The following is an 11308-nucleotide window of genomic DNA, read 5'->3' on the forward strand; positions in this document are numbered from 1 at the left end:
CTTCGTGCAAATCAAGAAAAGAAAAGGACAGCATCATGAAAACCCGATGCCCCTGCTGCGGTGCAGAAAATTCGCTTGATGCCCTGCTCGCCCACGATGAAGCGCGTGTCGCTGTGTGGGCGGTGGCGCAGCTGGGCGGCGAAATCGGGCGGTTGGCGGTGCAATACATTGCCCTGTTTCGCCCAAGCAAAACCGCGCTCACATTTGACCGAATGGCAAAACTGCTCAACGAAATCCTGCCCGATATGCAACGCCAAGCCATCACACGCGACCGTGTGGAATATCCAGCACCGTTAGAAGCATGGGTGTACGGTTTCCGCGAAATGCTCGCCAAACGGTCTTCAGGCAGCCTGAAACTGCCGCTCAAATCACACGGCTACTTGTACGAAATCATCGCCAGTTGGCAAGGGCAAGGTTTGCGAAGCCCCCACCCTAGCCCTCCCCCACAAGCAGGGGAGGGAATAAATGGTAAACAAGCCGAAGCCAGCCAAACCCTGTCCGCTGCCATGCAACTACAAGGACTACGCCGATGAATGCCCCCAAGAAAATGCCCGACTGGGCATACAACCAAATGCTTGAAGGACTGCAAAAACTCTTGATTTTAAGGCTACAAGGCGCACCGCCAGCCGACACCATTACCGCATTGGCCACCGTGTGGGAAGAAGCATTAACACCGCTCACGCGCCATTGGCAACAGGATTTAGACAGTAACAGGCTGCCTGAAGCCTTCCGCCGTGTGATACAGCAATCGAGCAAATGGGTCGCCCCAGCGCAACTGATAGAACAAATCCCTGCACGGCAAGTCCCACCAATTGCAGGACTAATCGAAGCCAAACACCCACCGCTCACACCCGAGCAAATCGCCAAAAACAAACAGCGATTAAAGCAAATCCTGCAAATATTGGCGCAAGCCAAACAACTGTAAACACAGTCTACCTGAAGCCCCGTAGGTCGGGCATTCATGCCCGACACAATCCTTTAACCCAAAATGGAGACAAAACCATGACAAAAAGCAAAACCAAAACCCAAGCCGTCATCGGCTGCCAAAGCCGTGATGAAGCCACTGAAGCCATCAAACGCATTGGCGATTTAGTCCGCGACAAAGAACGTGTTCAGGCAGCCCTAAACGACCAAGTCGCCGAATTACAAAAGCAGGCAGGTGAAGCAGTTGCACCGCTAACAGCCGAAATCGAACAACTGGAAGAAGCCGTAAAGGTATGGGCAACCGCCCACCGCGATGCGCTGACCGACAACGGCAAAGTCAAATTCGCCGATCTGACCACAGGCATCATACGCTGGCGCAACAATCCGCCCAAATGCACCGTTTCAGGTGTCGATGCGGTACTCGCGCTGCTGGAAAACAACCCGATTTTTGAACGCTTTATCCGCGTGAAAAAAGAAGTGAACAAAGAAGCGGTGCTGAACGAACCCGAATTTTTTGCTGCCCACCCTGTAGCAGGGCTGAAAATCGTGCAAGGCAAAGAGTTTTTTGTGATTGAACCGCATAATCAGGAATTGGCGTAATCAGGCTACCTGAAGCCCAAACAAACCGCCCGATGCGGCAACATCGGGCGGGATAATCGACAAACAAACCGTTTTAATCGTTGTTGGCCAAATAGCTCAAATAAGCATAATCAGCCAGCACCAACAACGAACAGCCCAATTGACCCGTTTGGTCTTTGTCCAGCTTACCACCGTCTACCAATTGATAACCCAAAAAATGAAGGGCATCGTGCAGGGCTTCGTAGTGTTTGGGTGCGCGGTTCATGGTTTAGCCCTCCAAAGCCAAAGATTGTTGGACATCGGGCAAAGCCTGTTTCTGGCGCATCGCCGCATTGCCCAGTTTGCCTGCGCGAATGTACCTTTCGGCAGGCGCGTAATCGACCAAACCCAAACGGGACAAGGTTTTGAGGCGGTAGCGGATGCTGTCGGGCGACAAATCCAACAGTTTGCCCATTTCCTGATGCGTCAGCCCTTTATTGTAATAAACCAATAATTTGAGCATATCAGGTCGGGCGCGACAGTATTCGTCTTGCAACTCTTCAATCAGCTCGTTGGGCTGCAGGTAGCCTGAAGCGATATGCTCAACCAACTTCTCTTTTGCCCATGCACGAAAGGCTTTGGCATTAGGTGTATTGGCGAAGAAGCTCACCAAATTACAGCCTGAATGACTGAAAATTCTTGTTTCTCTTAATTTTCCGTCAATCGCCATCAATTTAATGGTAGTTGAATCATCGTCTGAAAATTCTTCAATATGACGGTTGTAGAGATTGTTTACACCATCTCGGGCACGTTTAGCAGAAAAACCCAACGCCAAGCCCAATTGTTCGGCTGTCAACCATTTGCTGCCGTTGTGGTCAATCACAGAGATTTGATGAGGGTTAAAAGTAGAAATAGAAGACATAATAGGATTTCCTTTTGTGAAAAGAGGAACCCCGTTTTGAGCGGGGCGGTCAGGGGCTCAAAACCGTCCTATAAGCGGCGAGCGTATTTCCCGAAGGTGTTGTATTAGCTGCACCCCCGACCATTGAAAAAAGTTTGCCTTTTCCGTGCTGCCCCAAAACGTTTCAGACAGACACAAAAAATCCACATTCACGGCTGTGGTGCCGTATAGGAAAGGGCTTTTGAGACCCATGTATTTATCTTAATCCGTTTACACAAATTTTGCAAATGTTTTGTCATTTCAATTGTCCGTGTAGGTCGGGCATTGATGCCCGACATCTGCCAGACAATGCCAACAGGCTGCCTGAAGGCTTCAGGTAGCCTGAAAAATCCCAAATCCAAACGGGTTTAAAACCCCATTTCAAGCCCGTTTCAGTTTGTGATTTGAAACAAAAGAAAGGAAAAACATCATGGCAAGAATGACTTATGAACAAAGACGGCAAGGCTTAATCGCCAAAATCCATGTTGCCCAAACGCAGCTTGCGCTGGACGATGACAGCTACCGCGCGATTTTGCAGCGCATCACAGGACAAAACTCGTGCAAAAATTGTGATTTATTGCAATTGCAGCGTGTCATGGCGGAAATGCAACGCTTGGGCTTTAAACCCACCACCCAATCCATCGGTCGCAAACCACTTCATTTTACCGATGTGTCCGATTTAATGGCCAAATTGAGCGTGTTATTGCGCCAAACCGAAAAATCATGGGCATATGCCGATGGCATGGCACGTCAAATGTTCCAAAAAGACAAGGTCAATCAACTGGACGCACGACAATTGCACAAATTGGTGGCTGCGCTCAACATTCATCATCTTAAACAACAGGCCAATGCCGCCAAACAAGCATAAAAAAATCCGCCAAACACAGGGTCGGCGGCGTGAAAAAATATCAAATGAAACAAAATTATACCACAACTTCACACAGAAGAAAGCCGACCATGAAAGCCCAATACTTTACCGATGCCGATTTTCAAGAACTGCAACACCTTCTGCCGCCTTCTTTTCTGTCATTGATTGCCGTTGCGGGGACTGAAGCCGCTTTCGCGCTGGTGCGTCAGCTTGGTGGCACCCATTTTCCGATAGGCAAAAACCAAACCGCTGCGGGCAAACGCCTGTTTGCCTCGCTTGCCGAAATTGTCGGAGAACCCATTGCCGACAAAATCAGCCGCGCCTACGAAACCGAACGCAAAATTTGGATACCCAAATGCCAAGATGCGGTGCTTGAAATGCGAAACCGCCTAATCCGCCGCCAATTCGACGAACTCACCGCCAACGGACACATGAGTGCCCAATTGGCCGTACGCAATCTGGCTTTGGCGCACAATCTGACTGAACGCTGGGTATGGGAAATTACCGCCCAAACCGACAAAACGCCAGAAGCCTCGCAGCAGCAGGCGCTGTTTTAAAACAAAACACAAATTCAGTTATTCAGGATTATTTAATAACTGGATAAAGCATTGAAATCCATAAACCAAGCCGTCTGAAATATTCAGACGGCTTTTTTGCGTGGTTTTTTTGGGGGAAAATACTTGACTTGGTTATCGTGTTACGATATAATCCATTTCATGGATTAGGAAATCAGAAACCCGCCGTTGGAGGCAGCGGGTTTCAAAAAAGAAAGGAGGTGATGAAAATGATTAGGTTCTTAATCCTGTTACTGATTATGTTACTGTTCTCTGACAAAGCATGGTAACGTAGTCTAACCAAGGGGTGGCGGAAACGCCGCTCCTTCCTCCAAACTTTTCAACACTATACCGCCAACCGTTTTAAAAATCAAGGAGTATGCCTATGGTTGATAAAGAAAAAATCCTTGAAGCAAAAAAGCGATATGAGCAAAAAAGGCTTGTAAAGCATGTTTCTTTCAATCTGGAAAAAGAGAAAGAGCTTGTTGAGTTTGTTCAAACCGAAGCAGCAGATTTCTCAAATTGGGTAAAAGAGACAATCAAGGAAAAAATGCAAAAAAAATAGTTGCTTTTTGTTTCGTAATACGATAGCAGTATACCTACTGTTGAAACAGTAATGAAAATTCTCCCGATGCTGGAACATCGGGGGAACAGGTGGAAAGCAGTGCTACGAACACTGCCATTTTGCATGAAATTAATGAATACAAACGGATTAAATCAAACCACTAACCCCAAAGCAGCCTGAAAGCAGGGGTAACACCTTGCTTTCAGGCTGTTTTTTGCGTGGTTTTTTGGGGAATGCTTGACAATCTAGGGGGTACTAGATATAATTCAACTCATCAGCAATAGGGCTGATACGGGAAAAGCCCCACCGAAGCGGGGCTTAACTAGGGAGAATGAAATGAAGCGCACTCTTCAAATCATCTTCTTACTGATTCTGTTGGTAATAAGCGATAACGCTTATTAAGAATCGTAAGACTGGGGCGGCTGCAACCGCTCCAGTTCCCTAATCTTACAAAATTGAGTGCGGAAAATCAAGGAGTATTGCCTATGGTTGATGAAAAAGCCAAAAAGCAAGCAGAGTATCAGCGGAAATATGAAGAAAAGCGGGTTTTTAAAAAAGTCTCGTTTAATGTAGAAAAAGAAGCTGATTTACTCGAAATTGCAAAAAGTATTGATTTTTCTCAATGGGTTAAAGACCAATTAAGAGAAAAATTTAAAAAATAGCTTGACTATCTAGGGGGTACTAGATTAAACTGTATCCAACTTGAGAAATCAAGTAAAACCCCGCCAAGCTGTAACTTGGCGGGGAATGTGAAAAAGCAACGCGCCAACGTTCTTTTTCGTGTCATCTCAACCTTGAAATGAAAGGACATTCTATCATGAATGCTCAACTTGTACATTATTCAAATAATCGCTTGGTAACAACTTCTTTGGATGTAGCCCAAAACTTTGGCAAAAAGCACAAAGAAGTTTTACGTTCAATCCAAAATATTGAATGCTCACAAGAATTTGGAGAGCGCAATTTTACGCTCACCACTTATTTGACCGCACAAAACAAAGCTTTACCCATGTACGAAATCACCCGCGACGGTTTTGTCTTTCTGTGCATGGGTTTCACAGGCGCATCGGCAGCCTATTGGAAAGAACGCTACATCAACGCCTTCAACCAAATGGAATACAGCCTGTGGCACAATCATGCACAGTTGCAGCAGCTGCAAGCTGCCTACCTTGCCAGCAATCCCGAAGCCGATAAGCTGTTGCGTTATGTAAAGCTGGATTTAAACCATGTGGAAATCGGCAAACTGCTGGGTGTATCGGGACAAACGGTGCGCGACCGCCTGAAAAAACTGGCATCTTTGGGTTTTGTGGATTATCAGCCCAACCCCAAATACCAACGCAACCATGCCATCGCCCATACAGCCCAACAATCTTTGGCATTGGAGGGTTGAGCCATGACCGAATTGCGAGCAAGCATGATGAGCCCAAAAAGCCATGACTGTTTCCACAATGCTTTGAGTTGTTTGGGGAATTTGTTGCTTGACCGAAAACTGGCCGACAAACACGATGTGGAGGAATTGGGCTGTTTAATCTTGGTATTGGCCGATTACGCCCGATTGATGGAAAACAGTTTAAACGGCTAAATGCCCACCCCGAAAGTCCACGCTTTCGGGGTTTTGTTTCGTTTCCCGCGTTCAGGCTGTTTTTTGACAAAAATGCAAAAAATCCTTGACAATGTACCTAGTTTTAGGCGCAATACAAAACACGGAAGGCAATCGTGCCACCTGTTATCACTCGGAGTGAAATCATGAATTTATCCCCCAAAATCCTTGAAAGAGAACTGAAAATGGCTGAATTAGAGCGAATCAAAATGGAAGCCGAGAAACTGCGTGCAGAAACCATGAAACTGCACAAAGAGGCGCAATGGCATCCTTGGCAACCGCCTTGTTGAAATAACCCACGCCCCGTAAAGGGGCTTTATCTCATACCTATTATGATGACCACCGACCAACTTATCCAAGCTGGCCAAGCACTTTACGGCGAACAATGGCAGAGCAATTTGGCACGCAGCCTGAATATTGACTCACGTCGCATCCGCCAATGGCTCAAAGGCGAACGACCGCTGCCGCCATGGTTGGCGCACGAATTGGTACGCCTGCTGCAACACAACATCCATCAATGCCAAGCCTGTTTATCGCAAATCGAGATGCAACAGAACGAGGATTGATGCCCAACCAGTCCAATCTACCCACAGCCTGAACGTTTCTCGCGTTCAGGCTGTTTTTTGTGCTGAAGCAGGGCAAGACGCTGTACCGTCCCGACTCGGGCAAAATGGTCTTATCAAAAAAACCATCAAGGCAAAATCATGAGCAAAACCAAACCACTACCCGACCCTTTATGGCTCATCGAAGCCCGCAAACACATCGGTTTAACCGAAATTGCGGGCAAAGAACACAACCCGACCATCCGCAATTGGCTCATTGCCCTCAAAGCGTGGTGGACGGACGATGAAACCCCGTGGTGCGGCACGTTTACCGCCCATTGTTGCCGCGTTGGCGGTCGGGCTTTGCCCAAACACTGGTATCGGGCGCGTGATTGGTTGAACACAGGCACGCGGTTGAGCAGACCTACCTATGGCTGCATTGCGGTGTTTGAGCGACAAGGTGGCGGTCATGTCGGCTTTGTGGTGGGGCAAGATGAGAAAGGCAATTTATTGATTTTGGGTGGCAATCAAGGCAATCGCGTGTCCATTGCGCCGTTTGCACGCAATCGGGTGGCAGGTTTTATTTGGCCATCGTTGGCAGATGGTAAACCTGCCCTGCCGCGTGATGAACGCTTTAAGCTGCCTGTATTGAAAAATGTGGGCGCATTGTCGCAAAACGAACAGTAAAGGCTACCTGAAGATGCACCAAACCGATTTTTACCGCCGTTTGGCAGACGAATGGGCGTGCGAAATGCAGTTGGCTTTGGCAATGGGCGATGCCGTTGCCGCCGAACACGCACGGCGCGAACGCGACAATTATTTAAAGATGCTGGATTATGCCAATGGGACATCATCATGAAGTTTATCAAAGGTTTAATTGCCAATCCTGCCACAGGGCAAATTTCGCACACCAAACTCTGGGCAAACATCGCCGCTGCCTGCATGACGGTTAAATTCATGCAAACCGACCATGCCCCAGAATGGCTCTGGTGGGCATACGGTGGCATGGTCGGCGGTTACGCGCTGGTCAAACGTGCGATTGCTGCCATTCCGCAAACCGCGCAAATTCAGAAAGACAAGGACAATCAAAATGTTGCCGATTTTGAGTAAATACCGTTATGCCGCGTATTTTGTGGGCTTTTTGGCATTTTCGGGCGCGGTTTGGACGAGCGGCTACCGTGTGGCTGCCTACCGTTATCAAGCGGAAACAGGCTACCTGAAGACCCAGTATGCCAACGAAGCCGCCGAACGCGAAAGGCAACACACACAAAGCCTTCAGGCAGCCTTAAATGACGTGCAAAAGTGGCAAGACTTTGCCCAAAAACAAGGTGTGCAACTGGCACAGGCACAACAAAAACTGGACGCACAAACCGCACAAATCAATAAGGAAATTTCCCATGTCATTCAAAAAGACAATTCAAACGGCATTACTTTCAATGGTTTGGGCGATGACAGCTTGCGCCTCTACCGACAAGCACTCGGCTACAGCGATTAGGCTACCTGAAAAACCTGTTGCCACCGAATTGCTGATTGAGCATGAACGCCCCGCACCGCCCGAAAACGGTTCGCCCGAAAGTTTATTGCACCACGCAGCCCATTTTGGCGCGTATTGCCAAAAGCTCGCCAATCAGGTTTCAGGCTGGCAAGCGTGGTATCGGCAGGACGACTTGCTCCCAAAAGTAGAGGGGGCAGGCTACCTGAAGCCCTCATTCACGGAAGATGCGCCATGAGCGATTTGATTGACCAAGCAAGCGAAGCGACCGAACGTTTTACCGCCCAAGCCTTGTCGGCACACAGGCTACCTGAAGACAAGACACGCTATTCATACAGCCATTGTATGGACTGCGGCGAGCCGATACCCCAAGCACGGCAAAAAGCGGTTGCAGGCTGCAAATTGTGTGTGTTATGCCAAGAAGATGCCGAAAAACGCAAGGCTTTACAAGGACTTTAAACATGGACTTTGAATTTGCCTTTAAAACCCTGTGGGGCATTGCCACCGCAGCGGGTTGGTTTTGGGTAAACGGCATTGCCGGGCGATTGAAGGAAGCAGACAAAGACCGTGCCGAGCTGCGCCGCGAACTGCATGATGTCAAACTGGCCTACGCCACCAAAGCCGAAGCCCGCGCCGAACGCGAAACCATCAACCGCCAACTTGACCGAATTGAAGACAAGCTGGACAAACTGGCTGAAAGAAAGGCAGACAAATGAATCAATTGGAACAAGACCCGATTTTGGCGGCTTTGGCACGTATTGAAGACAAAGCCGACCAGACGCTGGCCAATCAAAGCCAAATGCAGGCGGAAATCGCTCAAATCCACAAGGACTGCCAAAAAACCGCCCGCACACATGGTGCGGTGGCAGGTGGCATCGCTGGCGGTTTGGTTAGCGCAACTGTGATGTATATTCGGGCAAAACTGGGGGTGTAGCATGGCGCACCCACTTGAAAAACGTGAAGAAATCCGCGCCCTGTATGTGTTGAACAATCACACGTTGGAACGCGCTGCCGAAATTGCCCAAGTCCCTTTGCCGACCGCTCGCAGTTGGAAAAGCCAAGCCAAAGCCAAAGGCGATGACTGGGACACCGAGCGCACCGCGCGTTTTCGTGCCAATGGTGGCGAACAGGAAAAAGTCCAAGCCTTGTATTTGCGTTTGATTGATGTGTTGGAAAACACGCTGGTGGAACTGGACGAAACAGAAGATTTCGATGTGTTTGAAAAAGCTAAAATTTTAACCAGCATGGGCGACACATTAAGCAAAACCACCGCAATGGGCGCAAAACTCATGCCCAGCGTGAACGCGCTCGCCATTGCATTGGAAACGCTAAAAATGGTTGGCGATGAAGTGCGTGAACACAAACCGCATCTTGCACCTGATTTCATTGAAATTGTGGAACAGCTTGGTGCAAAAATTCAAGAAAAATTTTCATAAGGCAAGGTTATGAAACCGCTTTTTTCCCCACAAAATTCCACCAAAATCAATAAAAAAGAATTTTTGCGCGAATTGGCGGAATATGCTGCCGAATTTCGCCAATTCATTGAAGCCGAAGTGGACGGCTTTTCCAGCAAACCTGCTGATATTCAGGCGCGTTTAGCAAAAGTGCATGACCCTGTAACAGGGTTTCAATTTTTTTGTGAGACCTATTTTCCGCATTACATGACGCATAAAACGCGCTCGGAATTGCATGAACATTTGTTCAAAAGGCTGCCTGAAATTGCCGAGCACCCCAAAAGCCGTTCCGAAGCCATTGCTGCACCGCGTGGCGAAGCCAAATCCACGATTGCCACGCAGTTGCACACGCTTTGGCGCATTTGCGTGAACAAAACCCATTTTGCCTTGATTGTCATGGATTCCATAGACCAAGCCTACCCAATGTTGGAAACGATTAAGGCGGAATTGGAAAGCAATCCACGTTTGCAAACCGATTTTTCACAGGCTTGTGGACAAGGGCGTGTGTGGCAAGCTGGACAAATCGTTACGAAAAACGGCATTAAGGTTACGGTGGCAGGTTCGGGCAAAAAATTACGCGGTATGCGTCATGGACCCTACCGCCCTGATTTGGTCGTCTTGGACGATATTGAGAATGACGAACAGGTGGAAAACCCCGTGCAACGCTTGAAATTACAGCGTTGGCTGGAAAAAGCGATTAAGCCATTGGGCGGTGTCGGCAAGAAAATGGACATTCTCTACATTGGCACGATTTTGCATTATGACAGCGTGTTAAGCCGTGTTTTGAAAAACAAATTTTGGCACAGTCGCGTGTTTCGCGCCATCAAGCGTTTCCCTGACCGCATGGATTTGTGGCAGGAGTGGGAGACCATTTGGCGCAATGATGGCGAAGATGCCGCCATGTCGTTTTATGAACAAAATCAAGCCGAAATGGAACATGGCGCAGAAACTTCGTGGGCAGCGCGTGGCATTTTGGATTTGATGATTATCCGAGCGGATATTGGCTCACATTCCTTTGCGTGCGAATACCAAAACGACCCAGCCAGCAGCGATGACAGCCCCTTTGCCGATTTGATGGATTCTTGCTATTTCAGCAGTTTGCCGTCTGATGTGGTGTTTTATGGCGCGATTGACCCCAGTCTTGGCAAAGCTGGTGCAGGGCGCGACCCGTCAGCGATTTTGATTGGCGCATACCAAAAAAGCACGGGCACGCTGTTTGTGGAAGTGGCAAAAATCGCACGGCGCGTACCCGACAAAATCATTGAAGAAACCATTGCCTTGCACAAAATCTACCATTGCCAAGTGTGGGCGGTGGAAACCGTGCAATTTCAGGCATTTTTCAAAGATGAACTGGTCAAACGCTCGGCACAACGCGGTTGCACCGTGCCTGCGCGTGGTGTGAAACCGAATACCGATAAAGCCTTACGGATTGAGAGTTTACAGCCCCACATCGCCAACGGCTTAATCAAATTCCGCGCGGAACAGCGCGAATTGATTGAGCAACTGCGCCATTTTCCCCATGCCGACCACGATGACGGACCCGATGCGCTGCATATGTTGTGGATGTTGTGCCAAAGCGGACAAAGTATCAGCAAAGCGCGAGTGATTAACTTGCCCATGCCCAGTTACGGCTAAACCTTTTCAGGCAGCCTGAAAGGATAACACCATGTTTTTTAAATCCAAAAAAGACAAAATCAACATTAAAGCACAAACCCTGATTGCCGACACCGAACGCACGCTCAACGACATCATGCAAAGCGGCGAAGGCGCAGACAAAATGCTGTCGCGTTTGGGGATTTCGCGCCAACAAGCCC

At 48.5% G+C, this 11308-nt stretch carries 23 protein-coding genes; 21 read left to right on the forward strand and 2 right to left on the reverse strand.

Annotation, left to right across the window (positions count from 1 at the left end):
* The first annotated feature begins 35 nt into the window (after positions 1-35).
* From Q4B82_RS08380 to Q4B82_RS08390, 3 genes are all read left to right on the forward strand, one after another.
* Positions 36-533 (forward strand): hypothetical protein, encoded by a 498-nt coding sequence (locus Q4B82_RS08380; protein ID WP_303065999.1) that lies wholly within the window; start codon positions 36-38, stop codon positions 531-533.
* Positions 530-925, forward strand: coding sequence for a hypothetical protein (locus Q4B82_RS08385; protein WP_303066000.1), 396 nt, complete (start codon positions 530-532; stop codon positions 923-925). Before Q4B82_RS08380 ends, Q4B82_RS08385 begins: the two co-directional genes overlap by 4 nt.
* Positions 926-1002: 77 nt before the next feature.
* Positions 1003-1524: a host-nuclease inhibitor Gam family protein gene (locus tag Q4B82_RS08390; protein ID WP_303066001.1), complete on the forward strand. Its 522-nt coding sequence runs from the start codon at positions 1003-1005 to the stop codon at positions 1522-1524.
* Positions 1525-1597: 73 nt separating this feature from the next.
* Here Q4B82_RS08390 and Q4B82_RS08395 read toward each other — a convergent pair whose 3' ends face one another.
* Together Q4B82_RS08395 and Q4B82_RS08400 are read right to left on the reverse strand one after the other, a co-directional pair.
* Complete coding sequence (locus tag Q4B82_RS08395) at positions 1598-1768, reverse strand: hypothetical protein (RefSeq protein ID WP_303066002.1); 171 nt, start codon at positions 1766-1768, stop codon at positions 1598-1600.
* Positions 1769-1771: 3 nt separating this feature from the next.
* Positions 1772-2404 (reverse strand): BRO family protein, encoded by a 633-nt coding sequence (locus Q4B82_RS08400; protein WP_303066003.1) that lies wholly within the window; start codon positions 2402-2404, stop codon positions 1772-1774.
* Positions 2405-2852: 448 nt separating this feature from the next.
* Here Q4B82_RS08400 and Q4B82_RS08405 point away from each other — a divergent pair, with 448 nt between their 5' ends.
* From Q4B82_RS08405 to terL, 18 genes are all read left to right on the forward strand, one after another.
* The gene (locus Q4B82_RS08405) at positions 2853-3290 is read left to right on the forward strand and encodes a gp16 family protein (protein WP_303066004.1); all 438 of its coding nucleotides are present in this window, start codon (positions 2853-2855) and stop codon (positions 3288-3290) included.
* An 89-nt stretch (positions 3291-3379) separates the two neighbouring features.
* A complete protein-coding gene (locus tag Q4B82_RS08410) occupies positions 3380-3847 on the forward strand; it encodes a Mor transcription activator family protein (RefSeq protein ID WP_303066005.1) in 468 nt (155 codons plus the stop codon).
* 382 nt (positions 3848-4229) lie between these two features.
* On the forward strand, positions 4230-4409 hold the full coding sequence (locus Q4B82_RS08415; protein WP_303066006.1) for a hypothetical protein: 180 nt from the start codon (positions 4230-4232) through the stop codon (positions 4407-4409).
* A gap of 455 nt (positions 4410-4864) precedes the next feature.
* Positions 4865-5071, forward strand: coding sequence for a hypothetical protein (locus Q4B82_RS08420; RefSeq protein ID WP_303066024.1), 207 nt, complete (start codon positions 4865-4867; stop codon positions 5069-5071).
* 155 nt (positions 5072-5226) lie between these two features.
* Positions 5227-5796, forward strand: a complete 570-nt coding sequence (locus Q4B82_RS08425) for a Rha family transcriptional regulator (RefSeq protein WP_303066007.1) — start codon at positions 5227-5229, stop codon at positions 5794-5796.
* A gap of 3 nt (positions 5797-5799) precedes the next feature.
* Complete coding sequence (locus Q4B82_RS08430; protein WP_303066008.1) at positions 5800-5988, forward strand: hypothetical protein; 189 nt, start codon at positions 5800-5802, stop codon at positions 5986-5988.
* A gap of 164 nt (positions 5989-6152) precedes the next feature.
* Complete coding sequence (locus tag Q4B82_RS08435) at positions 6153-6296, forward strand: hypothetical protein (protein WP_303066009.1); 144 nt, start codon at positions 6153-6155, stop codon at positions 6294-6296.
* 42 nt (positions 6297-6338) lie between these two features.
* Entirely contained in the window at positions 6339-6572 is a 234-nt protein-coding gene (locus tag Q4B82_RS08440) for a hypothetical protein (RefSeq protein ID WP_303066011.1), read from the forward strand.
* Positions 6573-6710: 138 nt separating this feature from the next.
* A complete protein-coding gene (locus Q4B82_RS08445; RefSeq protein ID WP_303066012.1) occupies positions 6711-7235 on the forward strand; it encodes a TIGR02594 family protein in 525 nt (174 codons plus the stop codon).
* 13 nt (positions 7236-7248) lie between these two features.
* Entirely contained in the window at positions 7249-7407 is a 159-nt protein-coding gene (locus Q4B82_RS08450) for a hypothetical protein (protein ID WP_303066014.1), read from the forward strand.
* Positions 7404-7658: a hypothetical protein gene (locus Q4B82_RS08455; RefSeq protein ID WP_303066015.1), complete on the forward strand. Its 255-nt coding sequence runs from the start codon at positions 7404-7406 to the stop codon at positions 7656-7658. Before Q4B82_RS08450 ends, Q4B82_RS08455 begins: the two co-directional genes overlap by 4 nt.
* Complete coding sequence (locus Q4B82_RS08460) at positions 7639-8043, forward strand: hypothetical protein (RefSeq protein WP_303066016.1); 405 nt, start codon at positions 7639-7641, stop codon at positions 8041-8043. Before Q4B82_RS08455 ends, Q4B82_RS08460 begins: the two co-directional genes overlap by 20 nt.
* A complete protein-coding gene (locus Q4B82_RS08465; protein WP_303066017.1) occupies positions 7997-8278 on the forward strand; it encodes a hypothetical protein in 282 nt (93 codons plus the stop codon). The genes Q4B82_RS08460 and Q4B82_RS08465 overlap by 47 nt, the downstream gene beginning before the upstream one ends.
* Positions 8275-8499, forward strand: a complete 225-nt coding sequence (locus tag Q4B82_RS08470; protein WP_303066019.1) for a TraR/DksA family transcriptional regulator — start codon at positions 8275-8277, stop codon at positions 8497-8499. The genes Q4B82_RS08465 and Q4B82_RS08470 overlap by 4 nt, the downstream gene beginning before the upstream one ends.
* 2 nt (positions 8500-8501) lie before the next feature.
* Positions 8502-8756, forward strand: coding sequence for a hypothetical protein (locus Q4B82_RS08475; protein ID WP_303066020.1), 255 nt, complete (start codon positions 8502-8504; stop codon positions 8754-8756).
* Complete coding sequence (locus Q4B82_RS08480) at positions 8753-8974, forward strand: hypothetical protein (protein ID WP_303066021.1); 222 nt, start codon at positions 8753-8755, stop codon at positions 8972-8974. Before Q4B82_RS08475 ends, Q4B82_RS08480 begins: the two co-directional genes overlap by 4 nt.
* A 1-nt stretch (position 8975) precedes the next feature.
* Positions 8976-9476 carry a DUF1804 family protein gene (locus tag Q4B82_RS08485; protein ID WP_303066022.1) on the forward strand — a complete coding sequence of 167 codons (501 nt, stop codon included), beginning with the start codon at positions 8976-8978 and terminating at the stop codon, positions 9474-9476.
* Positions 9477-9521: 45 nt separating this feature from the next.
* Positions 9522-11129 (forward strand): phage terminase large subunit, encoded by a 1608-nt coding sequence (terL, locus tag Q4B82_RS08490; RefSeq protein WP_303066023.1) that lies wholly within the window; start codon positions 9522-9524, stop codon positions 11127-11129.
* Positions 11130-11308 lie beyond the last annotated feature (179 nt).

This window comes from Alysiella sp. (assembly GCF_030525755.1).
GTDB lineage: Bacteria > Pseudomonadota > Gammaproteobacteria > Burkholderiales > Neisseriaceae > Simonsiella.